This window comes from Dokdonella sp. (assembly GCF_019634775.1).
Classification (GTDB): Bacteria; Pseudomonadota; Gammaproteobacteria; order Xanthomonadales; family Rhodanobacteraceae; genus Dokdonella.
Genome location: NZ_JAHCAS010000001.1, coordinates 995780 through 1016745, shown reverse-complemented (window position 1 = coordinate 1016745; position 20966 = coordinate 995780). Strand labels below are relative to the sequence as shown.

The window sequence follows — 20966 nt, the reverse complement described above, 5'->3', positions numbered from 1 at the left end:
TGAAGGATCGATGGCGAGAGCATCGCGCGCGGAGTGCTCCAACGAAAGAGTTGTGCCGGAGCGCACCCTGCGCGCGATGCTGCCCCGGGAAATGCCCGGATCAATCCGGCAAAGGCGCACAGCCTTCACACAGGCCGGCTTCGATCGATCCGCGCCAGCGCGCGGGATCGAGGTCATGCGCGGCGAGCCAGCCGGCGTCGAACAGGGTTTCCGCATAGCGTTCGCCGCCGTCGCACAGCAGGGTGACGAGGCTGCCGGTTTCGCCACGCGCGCGCATGTCGGCGGCCAACTGCAGGCAGGTGACGAGGTTGGTGCCGGACGAGCCGCCGTAGCGGCGACCGAGCAGGTCTTCCAGCATCCACGCCGCGGCGATCGAGGCTTCGTCGGGTACCTCGACCACGGCATCGACGACATCGAACAGGAAACCCGGTTCGACGCGCGGGCGACCGATGCCCTCGATCACGGTCGGCCGGTTGGCGACGGCGCACGCATCGCGCGTGCGCCAGCCGTTCACGAAGGCGCTGCCAACCGGCTCGGCCACGCACAGGCGAGTCGGCAGGCGGCGATAGCGCAGGTAGCGTCCGATCGTCGCCGAGGTGCCTCCGGTACCCGCGCCGCACACGATCCACGTCGGCAGCGCCTGCGGTTCGCGCGCAAGCTGGCCGATGATCGATTCGGCGATGTTGTTGTTGCCGCGCCAGTCGGTGGCGCGTTCGGCGAGTCCGAACTGGTCGAGGTGGCAGGCGCCACGCGCAGCATGCGCAGCGGCACGAGCATGTACCGCAGCCGCATCGTCAACGAGGTCACAGGTACCGCCGAGTGCTTCCACTGCGCGGATCTTCGCCGGCGCCGTGCAAGCGGGCATGACCGCGGTGAAGCGCAGGCCAAGCAGGCGCGCGAACCAGGCCTCGGCGATGGCGGTACTGCCGGAGGAGGCATCGACGACGTCCTGGCCGGCGCGCAGACGCCCGTTGCACAGCGCATACAGGTACAGCGAACGTGCCAGGCGATGCTTGAGGCTGCCGGTCGGATGCGAGGCCTCGTCCTTGAAATAGAAGTCGATGCCCGGGAAACCCGGCAGATCGACCTTCAGCAGGTGCGTGTCGGCCGATCGAGCGGCCTCGCGTTCGAGCGCATCGATCGCCGCGTGCACCCAGCTCCGGTCATCGCTCATGGGCGCGGTGCTCATGCGCTGCCTCCGTGCGCCATGAGTGCCGTCGTGCAACGCGCGAGGAAGTCGAAATAGCGCTCGATGTAGCTGATGCCGTTCTCGACGTCGATCAGGTACGGGTTCATCAGCGTGTGGCGCAGGATCGTCAATGGCTCGGCCGCTTCCGCATCGAGGCCGAGCGAGGAAAAGATGTGCTGTGTCTGCTCCGCACCGAGCAGGTCCGGGCGCAGCGTGGTCACGGAACCGAAGAACTCCTTGATCTGCAGGGGCTGGTGTGGATCGGCGCGCAGCACCGTGGAAAGGCGATGCATGAAGGCGTTCGCCGTAGCCAGAGAGCGATTGCCTTGCGGATTCATGGCGAGACAGACGAGATTGCTGTCCGGGGCGAATGGGATGCGCACGCACAAATGATCGGCGACCTCGTCGGCGAAGCGCAGCGCTCGATCGTGGAAGGCTTCGGCGGCGCGGATCGTCGCCCGCGGCAAGCGACCAAAGTGGCGGTGGTCGAGCGGCAGCACCTTGTGGACCACGTAGACGCCTGCTGCCGCCGCGCCGGGTTTCGAACCTTCGGCGACGAACTGGCCAAGACCACGGAAGTGGGCGAAGTAGTCGGTCGCCACACCGCCGTGGAACACGTAGTCGGCCCGCTCGGCGAGCAGGTCCATGGCGCGGTGGTCGCGGCAGACGAAGGCGCCGCTGCCGAACGGCAGGTAGCCGAGCTTGTGCGGATCGACAGTCACCGAATCCGTGTTGCCGAGGGCGCCGAAAGCGGCATGCAAGGCCGGCGAGGGGAAATAGCGGAACTCCGCGGCGATTTCATCGCGCGTGCGCAGCGAGCCGTCCTCGTTGCGGAACAGGGTGGCGAGATAGCCGCCCCAGGCGGCATCGACGTGCACGGCGAAATCGAGACCTCGTGCGCGGCTGCGTTCGCGTGCGGCGAGCATGCCGTCGACTGGATCGATCGTGCCGTACTCGGTGCTGCCGAGCACGGCCACGGCCATCAGTACCGGCCGGCATTCGCGCGCGCAGCGCTGGAGATGACTTTCGAGAGCGTCGACATGCAGGCGCATGCCCTGCGTCGGCAGCAGGTCGAGCTGGGCGCGGCCGAGGCCGAGCAGCTTGAGGCCCTTGCTCCATGAGTAGTGTGCGGTCACCGGGGCGAGCACGCATGGCACCTGCAGCGACGGATGCGCGGCGAAGAAGCTGGCCAGGCCGAGCTGCTCGATGCGTGCGGCCTCGACCGTCTCGCGCCAGCGCTTGCGCTCGGTCGGCGCCTGCGCGGCCAGCCAGCCCTGCCAGCGATCGAGCAATGCGACGATGGCCTCCCCGGACAGGTTGAAGGCCTGCCAGTCGTCGCCCGGCAACACGATGTCCGGCACGCCGGCGGCACGCAGCGCGACCGGGAAGGCTTTCATCGCCAGCGCCAGGCGCAGCGCCTGGTAGTTGGCCAGCGTGCCCCCCGAGGTCAGGTGGCCGAACGCACAATCCGCGCGCGCCGGATCGTGCACATAACCCAACATGCGCGCGAGCTGCAGGCCGACGCGCACTTCCATGTCGATCGTGACCGGCGCCGAGTCTTCGCTGACGTTGTTCGGGTTGTACGGCAGCGCCAGCATCTGCGCGGCCAGGCCGGGGAGCAGCAGGTCCGAGGCCATGTGGCCGATGTAGCGCGGACTGTGGAACGGCATCGACCGCTTCAGCGCGGCGGAGAGCTGATGCAGCTCGCGGCGCATGCGCGCCTCGAAGGCGAGGTAGTCCGGATGCCGCGCGGCGGCCGTGCCGATTGCCGGCGGATCCTCCGGATGGAAGTTGCGCCGCCAGTAGACGTGGTCACGCAGGAACTCGACCAGCAGCTTCTCGAGCAGGGTGTCGTTCTCGCCGTATGGGCCGAGGAAACAGGCATCGAGTGCGTGGTCGCGGGGCGGAATCGGCGCGGGGTCGGCAGGCACGGGGATCGATCTTTGCGGCGGCGGCGCGAGCATGCGCGGCGACGCGGCGGACTGCGCTGATCCAGGTCAATGACCGGACTGCGGAAGGTCCCACCTGATGTGGATCAAGGCATGCGAGCCGGCTTCGGCGCAGGCTCCACGGCCGGGATGCTCCGGTTCCGGGCCGGGACCGAGGCGGCTCCCGCAGACCCATGCATCGGTGCGAGACTTCGGTTGCGATGCCCCTCGCCCGGTCGGGGGCCCCGTCGGAAACAGCGCCATGCCAAAGCACGACCCCGTAGCCCCAGCGCTTCGCTCCCACCCATGACCCGTGCCCGCGACCAGGCCGCGGACACCCCTGTCGCGGACATCTACCTCCAAGCCTGGCAGTGCATCGGTTGCGGCCGGATCGAGGCGCCGCAGACCTGTATCGGCGTCTGCCGCGACCGCAAGGTCTTCTTCATCGGCCGCGACGAACACGAGGCGGCACTGGCCGAGATCACGCGTTTGCGAGCCGAGCTGGATGCCGTCTCGTCGAGTCTGCTGCGTTTCGAGCGCGCGGTCCCACGAGACGGCCAGTGGGAGCGAGCCTGGATCGCGTTGCAGGCGGAAGTGCGAGAACTGCGCACGCACCTGGCGGCCGTAACAGCAGGCGGCGAATGAACCGGTTCACGCCCATGACGACTGGCACTTCCACCCCGCTCGTCGCAGAATGGGCATTCGTATAGCACTGCGCAATGGAGAGGATGCCGCGTGGACGCGTCCGTACCAATCGCCAGCGACAGTGGGACGGACGCGAATCCGGTCCTGCGCACGCTGCTGCTTTGCGACCTGGTGGACTCGACCGGCCTCGTTGAACGCATGGGCGACCGTGCGGCAGCCGAACTGATCCGCAAGCACGACCGCCTTGCGCGCACGATCGCCGACCGTCACGGCGGACGCGAGATCGACAAGACCGACGGCTTCCTGATGATGTTCGAACGGCCGATCCAGGCGGTCGCGTTCGCCCTCGACTATCAGCGCGGTCTGCGCCAGCTCAACGCGGCGGAAGAATCGACCCTGGCGGCGCGCGTCGGCATCCATGTCGGCGACGTGATGATCTGGGACAACCGCCCGGAAGATGTGGCGAAAGGGGCCAAGCCGACCGAAGTGGAAGGGTTGGTCAAGCCGATCACGTCGCGCCTGATGAACCTTGCCCTGCCGAACCAGATCTTGCTGTCGAACATCGCTTACGTGCTCGCACACCGCGCGCAAGGCGAACTGGGCATCGCGCAGGAAAAGGTGCGTTGGCGCACCCACGGCCGCTACCGGTTCCGTGGCGTTCCGGACCCGGTGCCGGTGTTCGAGGTCGGTGAAGACGGCGTGGCACCTCTGAAGGCGCCACCATGGTCGAGCAAGGCCCATCGCGAGGTGCCATTCTGGCGGCGTCCGGCGACGGTGGTGGTGGAAGGCATGGTGGTACTGGCCCTGCTGGCGATCCCACTGTATTCACTGCTGAAGCCCGAACCGGCGGTCGCGTTCGCGAACCGCGATTGGGTGGTGGTGGGAAGTCTCAACAACCTGACCAGCGAGAGCGTGTTCGACGACGCGCTGGAGAGTGCGCTGAGAATCAGCCTGGAACAATCGCGGTACGTGAACGTGCTGCCGGAGCTCAAGGTGCGCGACACGGTCAAGCGCATGCAGCGCGACCCCGACACGACGAAGGTCGATCGCATGGTCGGTTCCGAAGTGGCGATCCGCGACGGAGCAAAGGCCTTGATCCTGCCGACCGTCGCCGAGATCGGCGGACGGGTGCGCGTCACGGCGGAGGTGATCGACCCGCATACGCAAGCCACGGTGTACTCCGAATCAGCGGACGGGGCCGGTGCGCAATCCGTGCTCGGATCGTTGGACACGATCAACCGCAAGCTGCGCGTGCGCCTGGGCGAGGCGCTGACGAGCGTGACCAACGAGACGATGCCGCTGGAGAAGGTGGCAACCGACAATCTCGATGCACTCAGGGCCTATTCCCTGGGCCAGAAGCTCGGCAGCCAGGGTGACGACGACGAGGCGATTCGCCTGTTGCAGGCGGCAATCCGCATCGATCCGGGATTTGCCCGCGCGCGAATCGCCCTTGCCGCGACATTGTTCAATCTCGACCGCCGTACCGAGGCAGCGGACCAGCTCGAGAAGGTACGCGCACTGGAGGACCGCATGGCCGCCCGCGAGCGCATGCTGGCCGATGCCTGGCGCGCGAATCTGTCCTCGCCGCGTGAAGCCCTCGGGCAGTGGAAGTCCCTCGCCTTGGTCTATCCGGACCTGTTCACGGCGCAAGGCACGTATGCCTTCTATGTGTGGCAATACGCCAACGACTATGCCGAAGCGATTCCCGCCGCGCGGCGGGCGGCCGTCACGCACAATCCGCATCGAGGCATGAGCCTCTACCTGCTGGCGACGCTGGAGCTCGGCGAGGAACAATTCGACAGCGCGCACACGCACTTCGCCGAGGCGAGTACGTTGGGTGTCGCGTACGAGAACAACCTCCCCGCCTCGCTGCACGCAGCACGCCGCGAGTACGCCGAAGCGAAACGCTCGCTGGCGGAAGGACGTGTGTCCCGAATGCCCTCGGCTCGGCTCGATCGCCTGCTCACGGAAACCGCTTTCGCGGTCGACATGTCCTCGTGGAATGACGCCGAGAGAATGCTTGGCGAAGCCGGGAAGTCAGGACTGGACGCGGCACGCCTGAGGACCGTCGAGAGCGTGATGTTGTCACTGCAGGCGGTCACCGGCGTACCTGATCACGTCCGCGGCGTGGTCAACAGTGGCCTGCGCAACCTGGCCGAACCGCCCGTCGATGAAATGCCGAATCGCGACGAGCACGATGCGCGCATCTTGTTCGATGCCTGGCTTGCGGCCCGCCACGGCGAACCCTCCTTGGCGCGTGAGTTGCTGCTCCGCCTGGATGAGCGCGTTCGCGACGGTGCAAATCCCCTGCTGGAACGTGTGCTCAAGGTCGTCGAAGCTGCGATCGCGTTGCGCGAACAATCCGCGAACCTGGCCCTTGAGCGCTTGCTACCGCTGGTCGACGGCCGCGAGCCCTATGTGACCCATCTGGCCCTGATGGAGGCCTATCGTGCCGTCGGCGATCCGCGGGCCGCACGTGAGCAGGCACGCTGGCTGGCGCGGCACCGCGGTCGCGTCTACGCCGAGACAGGCACGGGGCCGGCTTGGCGGGTCTACAACGTCGCCCAGTCGACACTCGCTCTCCTCGACACGGCCGCGCTGTCCCTGCGCCTCGGCGACAACGATGACGCTCGCAAGTCACTGCAGGCGTTCATGACCGCTTGGCCCGGATGGAAAGCGGCTCCCGGCCCACACGAACGCGCGAACGCGGTCGACGAGGCGCTGCGGGCGGGTTCGCTACCGTAGCTTCATCTTGGGTGGCCGCATCGACATGGTCGTCTCGAGCGTCTTGCGATCAAAGCTCTCGACGGCGGCCCGGAATGCCTTCTTGGGCGCCAGCGGGGCCGGACACAGGCAACGGCTGTCCAGATCGACGATCGTGCGCAGGGGCACGCCGATCTCCTGCAGCGCCTTGGCTGGTTTTTTGCGGAACAGCTTGCGAAAGGCATCGTCGTCGGCCAGCCGGCGTAGCAAGGCATTGGCCTGTGCCTCGGTCAATTTCGAGTCGGTCATGCGATCTACCCTCCCCCTGTGGAAACGATGCAAGGTCACCCTGGCACGGACAGTGTAACCCTTCATGTGCGCGACCCGGGACGAGATCACCGTCCGGTTCATCCATGCGCCGTGGCGTGACCGATGATCGCCATGACGGTGTAGGCTCGCCGCTACCCCCCTCCCGAGCTTCGACGATGCGCGTGCGTCGCTGTTCCGTGCTCTTCATCGAGCCGCGTGAAACCTGTGATTTCGATCTTGCCAGCCTGTTGTCCGGTGGAACCGGCCTGGTGCTGCGACGTGAGTGGATCGCGCTGGCTGCGCATCTCGACGACGAGATCGTGCTCGACGAACGCGACGTCGTCGCGCTGGGCCGGTTGTCGGCCGATGCCTGGCAACCCCTCGAATCGTTGCGCAGCGAACACGGCGTCGATGTCGTCGGAAAGCTGCTCGAACACGGCCTGCTCGTCGCCGACGACGAAGCACATGTGACCGCGCGGACATCCGACGAAGCCGTGCGCGCCGGCCACTGGCGCGCGTTATCGGCGGTGCATCACCGTCATACGCGCTGGACAGGCATCGATACGCTCGAGGCCGAACGCCGCTGCGGACGCGAGACCGATCGCAGCCTGCTCGAACAACTCGGCGCACCGGAGGCGCCGGTACGTGAGCATTGCGCCGCAGGCGAGCGCATCGCCCTGGCCCGTGGCGCTGCGACGCCGCTCGAATCGCTGGTCCGCACGCGGGTGACCTGCCGCAACTACGCACGCGGACGAGCCGTGCCGCAGGACCTGTTTGCGCAGACCCTGTTCCGCGCATTCGGCGCGCGCGCGGTCAGCGACCAGCCCGGGATTCGGGTGATGAAGCGCGCCGTACCTTCGGCCGGCGGCCTGCATTCGACCGGCGCCTATCTGCTCGTGCAGGAGGTCGAGGGCGTGCAACCCGGCCTCTACCACTATCACCCGATCGACCATGCGCTCGAGCCGCTGCGTGCGATCGATCGTGCCGAAACCGCAGCGCTTGCCCTGCGTCTCGTTGCCGGCCAGCGTCATTTCATGGACGCCCAGGTCATCGTCGTGCTGGCCGCGCGTTTCCGCCGCACGTTCTGGAAATATCGTGACCACGCCAAGGCGTACCGTGCGGTCATCCTCGATGCCGGCCACCTGTCGCAGATGGTCTATCTCGCCGCCACCGAATGCGGCCTTGCCGCATTCGTCACCGCCGCGGTCAACGAAGTCGACATCGAGCGCATGTTCGCGCTCGATCCTGCGCGGGAAGGCGTGATCGCCATTTGCGGTTTCGGCTGGCGCGGCGAGCACATCGACGAGACCGAGTTCGATCCGCTCGGCGCGGTGTGGCCCGTCGGTGCGATGGACGCGCCAGGGCGGTAGGCGTCACCTTCGTCGGAGGCAAGCCGCGTTCATTCCACCACGTCCCCTGACCGGGGGTGGCGCAAAGCTGCGGATCCCGCAGGGATTCGACGAGCCCTTCTCCCGCAAAGCGGTGAAGGGCTCGTTCGACCACGGCGCATCACCGGCCCTCGTCCCACCCCGTTCAGGCGTTGCCGGTCAGTCGCACGGCCAGGGCAGGTAGCTCGAATCCATGCTCGACGAGCAGGCCCAGTCACTGCCGGTCCAGGTCCACTCGATGCGCTCGATGCGCGCGGCGAAGGGGATGTCGGACGAGGCCGACAGGCGCACCGTTATCGTGCAATCCGGTGCCGCGCCACCGAGCTCGATCATCCCGATCCACGTGTTCGACGAGGCGCGCGTGTCGCTCGCGCACTCGCCGGTCGAGGCCAGGGCTTCCGCTGCTTCGAGCTGAAGCGCGGTGACTTCGGGCAGGATGGCGCTCAGGCCGATCTGCACAGCGGCCCTGTCGGCATCCGAACTGCTGCTCGACATCGTCGTGCTGTAGTCCGTTCCACCCATGTCGGGTATGTCCATGTTGCCGAGATCGCGCGACATGGAACTCATGCCGCCGAGCAGCGTGGCCATGAACCAGCCGTAGGCGACCGCGCCGAGCAGGGCAAACACGAACGGCAGGATGTTCAGCACCCAGCCGTACCACGGCATCGGCGGGCGCGTGGTCGGCATCGGACGACCAGGCTCGACCTCGCGAAACACCACGCAAGTCGTCGCCATCATGTCGTGGATGGCCTGCTTGCGGCCGGTCCAGCCGGCCAGCATCCAGCCGATGCCGAACGGGATCAGGTTGGTGACGATCTTGGCGAAGAAGCGGCCGGTGGCGCGGCCGAAGCTGATGCGCTGGCCGCTGGTGCTGGTGACCTTGATTCCCATCATGCGCTTGCCAGGTGTGGCCTGGTGGGCGCCGCTTTCGAACTTGGCGAAGTACAGCCACGAACCGACGATCGCAGCGACGTAGAACAAGAAGTAGAGCAGCACGAACATGCCACCCGGGTTCTCGCCAGAGAACGCCGCCTTGAAGCCTTGGTAGACGAGCAGACCGAAGATCAGCGCGAACGGGACGCCGAGGATCAGCGAGTCGAGCGAATAGGCCGCGAAGCGCCGCCAGAATCCGGCATGGACGATGAGACCCTCGGGCAGCAGGCCGGCGCTACCGGCCAACGGTTCCACCGGTCGCATCGGCGTGCCGGGCGCAGCCGCGACCGTGCGCAGGTCGGCAGCCGGCGCGGCGGCACCGGGATTGACCGCGCTGAAGGCGACCGTGGCCTGCTGGTCCGGTGGCGGCACGCGCGCGGGCGCTGCGGATGGCGCGATGAACGGCCGCCAGGCGGAGCTGCCAACCGAGGCGATGCTGATGTCGGACGGCCAGGCGCCGCTGCGCACGCGCTGTTCGACGTAGCTGGTCGGCACGGGGCCGCGCGGCGTGTTGCCGACCAGCACGAACACGCTGCCGTCGGGGCCGATCGCGTGCAGCTCGGTAACCGCGCCGGCAGCAGCAGCGCCGGATTGCAGACCCTGCAACTTGGCGAGGTCGTCGCTTTCCTTGATCGAGATCGGAGCGCGCGCGAGCAACTCGTTGCGCAGTCGCTCAGGCTCCATGCGGAAATATGCGGCCAACGCTGGCCAGACCTGATCGGCGACGAAACCCGGCTGGACTTCGCCGGTCAGGACCAAGGCATGCTTGATGGTGTCCATCGTTCCCCTTCCCCCTCATCGGACTTGGTGATTGCTGCGCCGCTGCCGGCACGACCTGCCGCGAAGTATCGCCGCGAGGCGACGTCGATGCACGCGTCGACGCATCATCGGCATTCGCGCGGCGCCAGCCTGCCGGGCAACGTGGTCATGCAGGTCCAGTCGCCATCGCCGCGGTAGGTCCATTCGATGGTCTCCCCGCGCAGGCTCGCCGGAACCGCCGCCACCCCGGCGAACGTCATCGTGAAGGAACACGCCGGAGCGTCGCCGGCGAACACCACCGAGGCGACCTGTGCATCGGTACCCTCGCGCCGGCCTTGCGGACAAGCATCGCCTCTGGCGATGGCCTCGGCGACATCGATCTTGTGGGGCGCCACCGAAGCCACGGCCGTCGCGACCTTCGCGCGCGTGAGGTAATCCTGATAGGCCGGCAGTGCGATCGCGGCGAGGATGGCGCCCGGAATCAGCAGCATCAGCAGGATATTGACCAACCAGCCGTACCACGGCATCGGCCGGCGCACGGTCGGCAGCGGGCGACCTGGTTCGACCTCGCGGAACACCACGCAGGTACCGGCGACGAGGTCATGCAGGCCCTGCTTGCGCGCGGTCCAGCCGACCAGCGCGTAGCCGATGTAGAGGATCAGGGTCGATAGCGCGCCGGCAAAATAGCGGCCGGTGGCGCGGCCGAAATCAAGACGGTTGCCGCAGTCGTCGGTGGCCTTGATGCCCATGGCGAGCTTGCCGAGGGTGGCCTGCTGCGGCGAGCTTTCCATCAGGGCAAAGTACAGCCAACGCCCGACCATGACGGCGATCCAGCCGAGCAGGGGTACGATGCCGATGATCACCGAGGGCAACCACAGGATCAGCGAATCGATCAGGTAGGCGGCGACGCGGCGCCAGAAACCGGCATGGATCGCCGCGCCGGCCGGCAAGGCTTCGCTTTGCATGTGCGTGCCGGTGCCGGCATCGAGGGCGAACACGGCGGGAACGGTGCCAGTGTCGGGAGCCGGGGGTGGTGCCGGGGACGGTGCGACAAAGGCCGTCCAGGTCTGGGTGCCGACCACGGCGACGCGTACATCCGCCGGCAACAGGCCGCGGCGCACCTGCTCGGCGACGAAGGCCGGCACGACCGGACCACGCGGCACGTTGTCGATCAGCACGAACAGGCGTTCGCTTCCTTCGGCCGCATGGATCTCGGCCTCGGCGCCGCGACGCTCGATCTCGCCACGCAGCGACTCGAGACGCGCGCGCTCGGGTTCTTCCTTGATGATGACCGGGGCACGTGCGCGCACATCGGTATGCAGGCGCGCGAGATCGATGCGCAGATAGGCGGCGATGTCGCTCCACACGCTGGCGGCGTCGAAACCGGGACGCAAGGCGCCCGTCAGGATCAGGACATGTCGCGGCATCGTGTTCCCCTGGTGGACAGACAGCCGTCACGCCCCACGCGTGACCCTCCGGCGTGAAACTTCAGCGTTCGAGGATCGCCGTCACGCCCATGCCGCCGGCGGTGCAGATCGAGATCAGGCCGCGGCCCGATCCCTTGTCCTCGAGCAGCTTGGCCAGCGTGGCGACGATGCGCGCTCCGGTCGCGGCGAAAGGATGGCCGAGCGCCAGGCTGGAACCGTTGACATTGAGCTTGGCCGGATCGATCGCACCGAGCGGTCGTTCGCGGCCAAGGCGTTGGCGACAGTAATCCGCCGACTCCCAGGCTCGCAGCGTGCACAGCACCTGCGCGGCGAACGCCTCGTGGATCTCGTAGAAATCGAAGTCCTGCAGGCTCAGGCCAGCCTTGTCGAGCATGCGCGAGACAGCGATCGCCGGCGCGATCAGCAAGCCTTCGCCATGCGTGAAATCGACCGCGGCGACGGCCGAGTGCGTGATCCAAGCCTGCACGCGCAGGCCGCGATTGCTCGCCCATTCGTCATTGGCCAGCAGCACGGCCGAGGCGCCGTCGGTCAACGGTGTCGAATTGCCCGCCGTCAGCGTGCCCTGGCCCGAGGTTCTGTCGAAGGCCGGCTTGAGTGTGGCGAGCTTTTCCAGCGTGGTGTCGGCGCGCAGGTTGTTGTCGCGCTCGATGCCGCGGAACGGCACGACGAGATCCTTGAAGAAGCCGCGCTCGTAGGCCGCTGCGGCCTTGCGGTGACTCTCGAAGGCGAGCTGGTCCTGCTCCTCGCGCGTGATCTTCCATTCGCGCGCCATCATCTCGGTGTGCTCGCCCATCGACTTGCCGGTGCGCGGCTCGGCGACGCCGGGGAAGGAAGGCTTGAGTTCGCCGAACGAGAAGCCGCGTACGGCGGCCTTGACCTTGTCACCGACCGACTTCGCCCGATTGACCGACAGCAGGCGCTGCTGCAAGGCCCGGCCGTAGACGATGGGCACATCGCTGGTGGTGTCGCTGCCGCCGCCGATGCCGGCCTCGATCTGGCCGCTGGCGATCTTGTGGGCGATGGCCAGCGCATTGTCGAGACCGGTGCCGCAGGCACGTGCCGAGGTGATGCCCGGCGTGGTCGGCGCCAGACCCGACGACAGCGTCGCCTCGCGCGCGAGGTTCCACTCCGAAGCGTGCTTGATGACCGCGCCGAAGGCGACCTCGCCGAGTTCGACGCCGTGCAGGCCGAAGCGTTCAACCAGCGCGCCAAGCGTCTTCACCGACATGCCGAAGTTGCCGATGTCGGCGTAAACGCTGTTGTTGCGGCAGAACGGAATGCGCACGCCCCCGATGACGCCTACGCGGTTCGGTTGGACAGCAGGCTTGGCCATCAACGCATCTCCGTCGATCAGTTCGGGGCCGGGCCCCACGCGTTCTCGTTCACCTTCCACAGACCGTGATACCACGCACGGAACATCGGAATCTCCTCGCCGCGCGCGTCATCGGCGAGCACTTTCCACATGGACGACGGTTCGCACTTGCCGGTGACAACATCAAGCAAGCCATCGAACAGCTCCGTCCACAGAGGCGTGTAGGCGATGCGCGCGGCATCGCGCTGCGCCTGCGCGCGCCGCGCAACGAGATCGCCACCGCCGCGACGCATGCCGATGGCCTGCACCCACGGCGAATCGGCGAGTTCGAGCACGAGGTCGAAGCCGGCACGGTCGAGCATGACGCGCACTTCCTCGGGCGAGGAGAACTGGTTGCGCGCAACATCCTTGCGCTGTGCCGGATCGGCGGTACGGTACTGGTTGATCTCGAGCGCATAGCGCCTCCAGCCGACCGCGCTCGCCATGTTCCACACGTCGAAATAGAACAGGCCGCCGGGTTTCAGCACGCGCGCCATGTCCTCGAGATACAGGTAGAAATCTTCCTTGTCCATGTGAATGAACACGGCAACGCAATACGCCTTGTCGAAGCTCGCATCGGCCAGCGGCTGCAGGCTGGAACGGTGCAGTTCGGTGAAGCCGGTATTCGGCAGGCCGGCCAGGCGCTGGCGGGCGACGCCGAGCATGTTCGAGGAAATGTCGCAGCCTTCCCAGTGGGCGACACGCGGGGCGATTTCACGACCGATGCGGCCGACTCCACAGCCGAGCTCGAGTACGCGGTCGCCAGGCTGCAGATCAAGAGCGAGGCTCACCTGGCGTGCGCTGTAGCGGCCGGTCAGGCGCGCCGTCTCCTCATTCGTGCTGCCATCGACGGCAATGAACGCGCCAGTCGGCGTGGATGCCTTTTCGTTCCAGAAATTCTTGTAGTTCTTCTGCGATTCCATGGGGCTTGCGCGGCCAATCGGGCCTGCGATGTTACACTGCGGCCCCTGCCGCGGAAACCGAACCGGTGCCTGTTTCATCGTCCTTTTCCGCTGCCGCGCACGCGTTCTCGCATGTCACCGCCCTGCTTGCCATCGAATGCGCGGGCCCGTGCGCACCCGCGCATCCGCTGCTCGGTCGCGACGATGCCGAACGACTGATCGGGATGCTCGCCACCGATCTCGCCCGCCACGCCGGTGGCGCCGCGCAACTCGACCTCGTCGCCGTCGGTGCGCTCTACGACCAGGCCCAGCTGTTGCGTCCACGCTGGCCGCTGTACGCCGCGCTCGCCGATGCGCTCGATCGCCTGCCGGCCGCCCACGACACGGGCCGCATCATCGCCCTCGGCGCACACCAAGGTCGCCCGCCGGCGCCAGCACTCGCGCCGGAAGCAAGCCTTTACGGCAGTCCGCTGCTGGTATTGCCTTGGCTGCTGGCCGGACCACCGGCCACGGTCGCCGACGTCGGCCGCCAGCTCGAGCTCGAACTGCTCGAACACGGCCTCGCCGACGCCGCGCTGTCGCTGGCGGTCGGCGAGGCATTCGGCATCGAAGTGACGCACGCGCGTCACCTCACCACCTTCGATCTCTGCGCAATGGCCTGCAGTCAATACCAGCACGCCGGGCTCGGCGCGCTCTGGCAGATCATCGAAGTCGCGCTGCTCTCGCCCGAACGCGAGGAAACGGTCGCGCTCGACGCCAATGAAACGCTTGCCTGGCGTGGCGGCCGCGCCCACCTGCGCTCGAGTGACCGCACCCGCCGCGCGCAATGCCGCGCCATCCTCGCCGCGCACGGCATCGCTCTCGACATCGATGGTGCGGCGTTCTCGGCGTAGGTGCGTGGCGTGAAAGAATCGCGATCGAGTCGGCACCATCACCGATGCTGCCGATCGCGGCTGCAGCCGCTCCCGCAAGGGATGCTCTGATCAAGCCCAAGGAATCCGTTCTGCGGCTTCAGCAACGAAGTGGGCTTGGCACAAGCCCGGATCTCCCTTGGCTGGCGCGTCAAGCAAAGGACGATCCGCCGGCACCAGATCCTCGAGACTGCGCCCGGCCGCGACCCGCGCCCCGGCTTCGCGCACGTCGTCCGCGGCGATGCGTTCGATGTCGGCATCGGGCAGGTCGAAACGCATCAGCCCGAACAGGGCGAACACGTTCGCCCCTCGCACGGCGCATTCCTTTCCGCTTCCAGTGCGGTCAGCGCGGCACGCTGCGCCGCGATCGGACCAAGCAGGCGATGCACGCCTGCGTCGAGCAGGAACAGGCCGATCAGGGCCTATGGTGGCAATGCCGAAGCACCGGAAGAAGCGGTGCAGGCATCTCACTTCGGCCGCCGAGTGCGCGAGCTGCCGAGCTTGCGGGTGAGCGTGTTGCGGCCGAGGCCGAGGGCGCGCGCGGCGTTCTGGCGGTGGCCCTTGCTGGCAACGAGGGCGGCATCGAGCAGCACACGCTCGAACTCGGCGAGCGCGCGGGCGTGCAGGTCCGGCGCGCCGCCGGCGAGTTCCTGCTCGGCCCATTCGGCCAGCGCGCGGCTCCAGGCCGGGCGGCGCGTGGCGCTCGCGCTGCGCATCTCGGGCGGCAGGTCGGCGAGGCCGATGACGCGGCCGCTGGCGAGCACGGCGAGGCGCCGGCACAGGTTCTCGAGCTGGCGCACATTGCCGGGCCAGGCGTATTCGCGCAGGGCGGCGAGTGCGGGCTGGGCGAAGTGCTTCGCTTCCGCGCCGGTCTCGGCGGCGACACGGGCAAGGAAGTACGCGGCGAGCGCGGCGATGTCGTCACGGCGCTCACGCAGCGGTGGCACATGCACGCGCAGCACGTCGAGGCGATGCAGCAGGTCGGCGCGGAACTCGCCACGCTCGACCTTGGCTTCGAGGTCCTGATGGGTGGCCGCGAGCACGCGCACGTCGGCGCGGATCAGCTCGCGCCCGCCGACGCGGTAGAACTCGCCGGCGGCGAGCACGCGCAGCAGGCGCGTCTGCAAGGGCAGCGGCATGTCGCCGATCTCGTCGAGAAACAGGGTGCCGCCCTCGGCCTGTTCGAAGCGGCCGGTCTGACGCTTGTGTGCACCGGTGAAGGCGCCGGCCTCGTGGCCGAACAGCTCCGACTCGAGCAGGTCGGCCGGGATCGCCGCGGTGTTGAGGCCGACAAAGATGCGCTGCGCGCGTGCGCTCTCGCGATGCAGGGCGCGCGCGACGAGTTCCTTGCCGGTGCCGGTCTCGCCGGTGATCAGCGCATTAAGCCCGCTTGCGGCGACACGGCCGATCGCCCGGAACAGCTCGCGCATGCCTGGACTCGTGCCGATCAGCTCGGCCTCTGCAACTTCGGCCACGCGCTTCGCCGGCAGCGGGTCGGCGCTGACCTGGGCGAGCGCGCGCTCGGCGATGCCGACCGCATCATCGAGGTCGAACGGCTTGGGCAGATAGTCGAAGGCGCCGTGGCGGTAGGCCGCGGCCGTCGTCGCCACATCGGTATATGCGCTCATGACCACGACCGGCACGCGCGGCGCGCGCGCGGCGAGTGCACCCAGCAGATCGAGTCCGCTCGCGCCGGGCATGCGCACGTCGGTGAACAGCACGTCCGGTCGCGCGCCCTCGAGTGCCGCCAGCACCGCTTCGGCATCGGCAAACTCGCGCGCAACCAGACCGGCATCGCGCAGCGCGGCGCTCAACACCAGACGCACGCTACGGTCGTCGTCGACGATCCAGGCCTCGCTCATGCCGGCAGCTCCAACGGCAACAACAGGATGAACTGGGTCGCCCCCGGCCGGCTCGCGTGGCGCAGTTCACCGCCATGGCCGCGGGCGATTTCCTGGGCGAGCGCGAGACCGAGGCCGGTGCCATCGGCGCGGCCCGAGACGAGCGGCTGGTACAGCGTGTCGGCCAGGCCGGAAGGGATGCCCGCACCGTCGTCGATCACGTCGATGCGCAGCGCGCTGCGGCGCAGGCGATCAGCGAGGCGGATGCCGAATTCGACGCGCGTGCGCAGGGTCAGCGTGCGCGCGCCGGCCTCGACGGCATTGCGCGCCAGATTGAGCAGCAACTGGTAGAGGCGATCGGCATCGCCGATCGCCGTCGGCAGGCTCGGATCGTAGTCGCGACGCACGGTCGGTGCTTCGGCTTCGGCGCCGATCAGCACGGCCACCCGCTCAAGCAGTTCGTGTACGTTGACGCGCGCCATGCGCGGCTTGCCGCCGGCGCGCAGCAGGCGGTCGGCCAGGGTGGCGAGGCGGTCGCTCTCGGCAATGATGAGCTCGGCCAGCTCGACCAGCTCGGCCTGATCGACCCGGCGCGCCAGCAGTTGCGCCGCGCCGCGCACGCCGGCGAGCGGGTTCTTGACCTCGTGGGCGAAGCCGCGCAGTGATTCCGACAGTGCGCCCGATCCGACGTCGCCGGCGCTGTTCGCCTCGTGCACTTCGAGCAGCAGGCGCTCGCCGCCCAGCGGTGTGAAGGCGAGATCGCCGATGAAGCCGGTTTCGCTGCCGCCATGCAGGCGCGCCTGGCGCAGGACGATGCGCTGCTGCCCGGTCTGCGCGCGCCGCGCGGCATCGACGATCGCGCCGGAGCCGGCATCGAGCGTGGCCAGGCTCATGCCAAGCCAGCGCCGCGCGCCGCCGAACAGGTCGGTGAACGCCGGGTTCAACCACGAGAAATCGAGGTTCCCATCAAGTTCGGCCAGTCCGGTCGCGCAGACGCGCAACCACTCCGCGGCCTCATCCGACGTGATTTGGGCCTCAGTGGTGCGATTCTCCGGCATTGCACTACTTTAGTGCGCCCGGGGCCGGGATTGGGGATTCGGGATTCTGGATTGGGTAAAGCCACGGCCGAAGCGAAGCGCCATGGCTCTTCCCGAATCCCCAATTCCGGCTTCACCTCGCCACGATCCACACCGCCAACCCGACGAACAGCACCGCGGCGGCGTAGCGCGCGGCGCGCAACGGCAGCTTCCGCGCGACGCGTGCGCCCAGCCAGACCACCGGCACATTGGCCAGCAGCATGCCGAGCGTGGTGCCGACCACGACCTGCCACAGCGGTTCGTACTGCGCGGCCAGCACGACGGTGGCGACCTGGGTCTTGTCGCCCATCTCGGCAAGGAAGAAGGCGACCACGGTGGCGGCAAACACGCCATGGCTGCGCAGCTTCGACGCTTCCTCCGCGTCATCGACCTTGTCCGGCACCAGCGTCCACGCGGCGATGGCAAGGAACGAGACGGCGACGATCCACTTCAGTGTCTGCGGCGAAAGCCAGCCGGCAACCAGGCTGCCAAATGCGCCAGCCAGCGCATGGTTGGCGATCGTCGCGACGAAGATGCCGAGGCAGATCGGCAGCGCCTTGCGGTATTTCGCGGCAAGGATCAGCGAGAGCAGCTGGGTCTTGTCGCCGATCTCGGCGATGGCGACGGCGGCGGCGGAGAGCAGCAGGGCGTGCAGGGGAAACTCCGGGGGCCAGGGCGGTGGAGACACGGTGATCCACGCGCGCGGCCCCGACCCGGGATCTGCGCGGTGAACCAGCGGTCTTGCCGAAACCTGGCGACCGTGGCGGTCGCAGATGCGTGCGCGCCATGGCGTGTCCGCCAAGTGTGTTGACGCGCACCGCCCGGCCGTTCGCCGGACGCGGCTACTCCCCGTTGGAGCGCGCGCATTCTAGGCGCGCCTGGATCGGCTTCACAAGCTCGGGATCCGATTCGTGGCCCTGATGTGCGTGGGAAACGACCGCATCCCGAGCTGTTTTCCACGATATCCTGCGGGGCCTCGCCGGGATATCGCACGCACCGGGATTGCCATGAATGCACTGCCCGATCACGTCGCCCGGATTGCGCTGTCGACGATCGTGCGCGATGCCTGGCGCGTGCTGACGTTTCGCCGGCCGTCGCCGGCGCTGGCAACGCACTGGCGCGCCTACCTCGCCTTCGGTCTCGCCTGCACCTGGCTGGCCGGCATCGGCCGCTACTGGGACAGTCCGCGCGCGGCATGGTGGCAGCACCTCGGCCTCGGCTCGCTGGCCTACGTCATCGTGCTCGCGCTCGTGCTGTGGCTGCTGCTGATGCCGCTGCGGCCGGCACGCTGGTCGTACCGCAACGTGCTCGTTTTCGTCACCCTGACCGCGCCGCCGGCGCTGCTGTACGCGATCCCGGTCGAGCGCTTCATGCCGCTCGACGCGGCGCAGGCGACGAATGCATGGTTCCTCGCCATCGTCGCGAGCTGGCGCGTCGCCCTGCTGGCGTGGTTCCTGGCGCGCGTGGCCGGGCTGCGCGCGCACGTCATCGTGGTTGCCACGCTGCTGCCGATCACGCTGATCGTCGTCGCCCTGTCGCTGCTCAACCTCGAACACGTCGTGTTCAACATCATGGCCGGCATCAGCGAGGAGCAGCGTTCGCCGAACGACCAGGCCTATTTCATCGTGGTCAACATCGCGATCTGGTCGGTATTGCTCGCCCCGATCCTGTTCATCGCCTATGCGGTCATGGCGTTCAATGCATGGGGTGCGGCGCGGCGGCGTGCGCTGGCGGGAAGGGATCGCGACTGAAGTCGCTCCCAGGAATCCAATGCCCCGCAGGAGCCCCTTCACGAAGAGGTCGGGCATCGTTTTCGATCGCGCGATTCCCCATTCCCGGCTCCGATCAACTGCGCAACCCGGTGCCGCGCTTGAGCAGCCACAGGGCCAGCGCGCCAAGACCAATGGTGAAGCCCAGCATCAGCGCATAGGCGATGGCGAGCGGCACGTCGGCGGCGCCGAGCAGACCGTAACGAAACGCGTTGACCATGTAGAAGATCGGGTTCGCATGGGTCGCCGCCTGCGCCCAGGGGGGCAGCAGGGTGACCGAATAGAACACGCCGCCCAGGTAGGTCAGCGGGGTCAGGATGAAGGTCGGCACGATGGTGACGTCGTCGAACTTCTTCGCGTAGACGGCGTTGACGAAGCCGGCCAGCGAGAAGATCGTCGCGCCAAGCAGCACGGTCGAGAACATCACCCATGGATGCGGCACGCGCACGCGCGTGAAGCACATGGCAATGCCGAGCACGATCACGCCGACCATGAGCCCGCGCAACACCGCGCCGGCGACGTAGCCGCCGAGGATGACCCAGTTCGGCATCGGGCTGACCAGCAGCTCCTCGATGTGGCGACCGAACTTGGCGCCGAAGAAGCTCGAGGAGATGTTGCCGTAGCTGTTCTGGATGATCGACATCATGACCAGGCCCGGCACGATGAAATCCATGTAGTCGTAGCCGCCCATGTCGCCGATGCGCCGCCCGATGAGGCTGCCGAAAATGAGGAAATACAGCGTCATCGTGATCGCCGGCGGCACCAGGGTCTGCGCCCAGATGCGCAGGATGCGCACGACTTCGCGGCGCGTGATGGTGAACAGGGCGACGAGGTTGGGGTGCGCACTCATGCCGCGGCCTCCGCGCCGGTCTCGTCCTGCGCGGTCAGGCGCATGAACAGTTCCTCCAGGCGGTTGGTCTTGGTGCGCATCGAGCGTACGCGGATACCGGCGGCGTCGAGCGCGGCGAACACGCCGTTCAAGTCCATCGCGCGCGGCATCTCGAGGTCGAGCGTATGCGCGTCCTCGGCCACCAGGCGTACGCCCTCGATGGCCGGCAGCATCGCCGGCAGGCCACCGTCGATGTCGAGCAGGAAACCCTCGACATCGAGCTTGGCCAGCAAGGCTTTCATCGGTCCATGCTCGATGATGTTGCCGTGATCGATGATGGCGAGGTTGCGGCACAGGCTCTCGGCTTCCTCGAGGTAGTGGGTGGTCAGGATCACCGTCGTGCCGGCCGCGTTGGTCTCACGCAGCGTGCGCCACATGCCGCGGCGGATCTCGATGTCGACGCCGGCGGTAGGCTCGTCGAGGATGAGCAGGCGCGGGCGCGTCATCATTGCCCGCGCGATCATCAGGCGCCGCTTCATGCCGCCGGAGAGCGTGCGTGACATGACTTGGGCCTTGTCCCAGAGCTGCGCACGCTTGAGTTCCTCCTGCGCGCGTGCAATCGCCTCGGCGCGCGGCACGCCGTAGAAGCCGGCGTAGTTGACGAGGATGTCAAAGGGCTTTTCGAACAGGTTGAAATTGATCTCCTGGGGAACGAGGCCGATCATGCGCATCGCCGCGCTGCGCTCCGCGAACAGGTCCGTGCCGAACACGCTCACGCTGCCGGAGGTCGCATTGACCAGGGAGCTGACGATGCCGATCAGGGTCGACTTGCCGGCGCCGTTCGGCCCGAGCAGGGCAAAGAAGTCACCGGGCTGCACGCTCAGCGAGATGCCTTTGAGGGCCTCGACGCCACCGTCGTAGCGCTTGCGCAGGTCGACGATGTCGAGCGCGGGAAGGGTGCTCATCGGGAAAGTACCGCAGGGAG

Annotated in this window: 18 protein-coding genes and 1 riboswitch; of the genes, 5 read left to right on the top strand and 13 right to left on the bottom strand. The window is 67.7% G+C overall.

The genetic code is table 11. From position 1 onward, the window contains the following. Nucleotides 1-100: 100 nt before the first annotated feature. Both KF907_RS04380 and KF907_RS04375 read right to left on the bottom strand, forming a co-directional pair. Nucleotides 101-1189 carry a PLP-dependent cysteine synthase family protein gene (locus tag KF907_RS04380; protein WP_291218571.1) on the bottom strand — a complete coding sequence of 363 codons (1089 nt, stop codon included), beginning with the start codon at nt 1187-1189 and terminating at the stop codon, nt 101-103. Next, a complete protein-coding gene (locus KF907_RS04375) occupies nt 1186-3120 on the bottom strand; it encodes a pyridoxal phosphate-dependent decarboxylase family protein (RefSeq protein WP_291218569.1) in 1935 nt (644 codons plus the stop codon). The genes KF907_RS04380 and KF907_RS04375 overlap by 4 nt, the downstream gene beginning before the upstream one ends. 303 nt (nt 3121-3423) lie before the next feature. Between KF907_RS04375 and KF907_RS04370 the strand changes: the two genes are divergently transcribed. Further along, on the top strand, nt 3424-3762 hold the full coding sequence (locus KF907_RS04370) for a hypothetical protein (protein WP_291218567.1): 339 nt from the start codon (nt 3424-3426) through the stop codon (nt 3760-3762). A 90-nt stretch (nt 3763-3852) separates the two neighbouring features. Then, nucleotides 3853-6507 (top strand): putative peptide modification system cyclase, encoded by a 2655-nt coding sequence (locus tag KF907_RS04365; RefSeq protein WP_291218565.1) that lies wholly within the window; start codon nt 3853-3855, stop codon nt 6505-6507. Here the strand turns inward: KF907_RS04365 and KF907_RS04360 are convergent. After that, on the bottom strand, nt 6499-6774 hold the full coding sequence (locus KF907_RS04360; RefSeq protein ID WP_291218563.1) for an NHLP-related RiPP peptide: 276 nt from the start codon (nt 6772-6774) through the stop codon (nt 6499-6501). The genes KF907_RS04365 and KF907_RS04360 overlap by 9 nt on opposite strands. 182 nt (nt 6775-6956) lie before the next feature. Between KF907_RS04360 and KF907_RS04355 the strand changes: the two genes are divergently transcribed. Further along, nucleotides 6957-8144 (top strand): putative peptide maturation dehydrogenase, encoded by a 1188-nt coding sequence (locus KF907_RS04355; RefSeq protein WP_291218561.1) that lies wholly within the window; start codon nt 6957-6959, stop codon nt 8142-8144. Between the two features lie 177 nt (nt 8145-8321). On the opposite strand, the gene KF907_RS04350 is transcribed toward KF907_RS04355, so the two are convergent. From KF907_RS04350 to KF907_RS04335, 4 genes are all read right to left on the bottom strand, one after another. After that, nucleotides 8322-9875 carry an RDD family protein gene (locus KF907_RS04350; RefSeq protein ID WP_291218559.1) on the bottom strand — a complete coding sequence of 518 codons (1554 nt, stop codon included), beginning with the start codon at nt 9873-9875 and terminating at the stop codon, nt 8322-8324. A gap of 104 nt (nt 9876-9979) precedes the next feature. Continuing rightward, entirely contained in the window at nt 9980-11281 is a 1302-nt protein-coding gene (locus KF907_RS04345) for an RDD family protein (RefSeq protein WP_291218557.1), read from the bottom strand. A gap of 61 nt (nt 11282-11342) precedes the next feature. Next, nucleotides 11343-12635, bottom strand: coding sequence for an acetyl-CoA C-acetyltransferase (locus KF907_RS04340; protein ID WP_291218555.1), 1293 nt, complete (start codon nt 12633-12635; stop codon nt 11343-11345). Between the two features lie 17 nt (nt 12636-12652). Beyond that, nucleotides 12653-13576 carry a class I SAM-dependent methyltransferase gene (locus tag KF907_RS04335; RefSeq protein WP_291218553.1) on the bottom strand — a complete coding sequence of 308 codons (924 nt, stop codon included), beginning with the start codon at nt 13574-13576 and terminating at the stop codon, nt 12653-12655. 65 nt (nt 13577-13641) lie between these two features. Between KF907_RS04335 and KF907_RS04330 the strand changes: the two genes are divergently transcribed. After that, a complete protein-coding gene (locus KF907_RS04330; RefSeq protein ID WP_291218551.1) occupies nt 13642-14448 on the top strand; it encodes a hypothetical protein in 807 nt (268 codons plus the stop codon). A gap of 90 nt (nt 14449-14538) precedes the next feature. On the opposite strand, the gene KF907_RS04325 is transcribed toward KF907_RS04330, so the two are convergent. From KF907_RS04325 to KF907_RS04310, 4 genes are all read right to left on the bottom strand, one after another. Then, nucleotides 14539-14766, bottom strand: a complete 228-nt coding sequence (locus KF907_RS04325) for a hypothetical protein (protein ID WP_291218549.1) — start codon at nt 14764-14766, stop codon at nt 14539-14541. A gap of 167 nt (nt 14767-14933) precedes the next feature. Then, nucleotides 14934-16328: a nitrogen regulation protein NR(I) gene (gene ntrC, locus KF907_RS04320; protein WP_291218546.1), complete on the bottom strand. Its 1395-nt coding sequence runs from the start codon at nt 16326-16328 to the stop codon at nt 14934-14936. Next, on the bottom strand, nt 16325-17365 hold the full coding sequence (locus KF907_RS04315; protein WP_291218544.1) for a two-component system sensor histidine kinase NtrB: 1041 nt from the start codon (nt 17363-17365) through the stop codon (nt 16325-16327). Before KF907_RS04315 ends, ntrC begins: the two co-directional genes overlap by 4 nt. Nucleotides 17366-17477: 112 nt before the next feature. Then, nucleotides 17478-18071, bottom strand: coding sequence for a TMEM165/GDT1 family protein (locus KF907_RS04310; protein ID WP_291218542.1), 594 nt, complete (start codon nt 18069-18071; stop codon nt 17478-17480). A 58-nt stretch (nt 18072-18129) separates the two neighbouring features. After that, nucleotides 18130-18239: riboswitch (yybP-ykoY riboswitch) on the bottom strand. Nucleotides 18240-18390: 151 nt separating this feature from the next. Here KF907_RS04310 and KF907_RS04305 point away from each other — a divergent pair. Continuing rightward, on the top strand, nt 18391-19134 hold the full coding sequence (locus tag KF907_RS04305; RefSeq protein ID WP_291218540.1) for a hypothetical protein: 744 nt from the start codon (nt 18391-18393) through the stop codon (nt 19132-19134). A 94-nt stretch (nt 19135-19228) separates the two neighbouring features. Here the strand turns inward: KF907_RS04305 and KF907_RS04300 are convergent, their stop codons facing one another. Both KF907_RS04300 and KF907_RS04295 read right to left on the bottom strand, forming a co-directional pair. Then, the gene (locus KF907_RS04300) at nt 19229-20002 is read right to left on the bottom strand and encodes an ABC transporter permease (protein ID WP_291218537.1); all 774 of its coding nucleotides are present in this window, start codon (nt 20000-20002) and stop codon (nt 19229-19231) included. Next, nucleotides 19999-20946, bottom strand: a complete 948-nt coding sequence (locus KF907_RS04295; RefSeq protein WP_291218535.1) for an ABC transporter ATP-binding protein — start codon at nt 20944-20946, stop codon at nt 19999-20001. The genes KF907_RS04300 and KF907_RS04295 overlap by 4 nt, the downstream gene beginning before the upstream one ends. Nucleotides 20947-20966 lie beyond the last annotated feature (20 nt).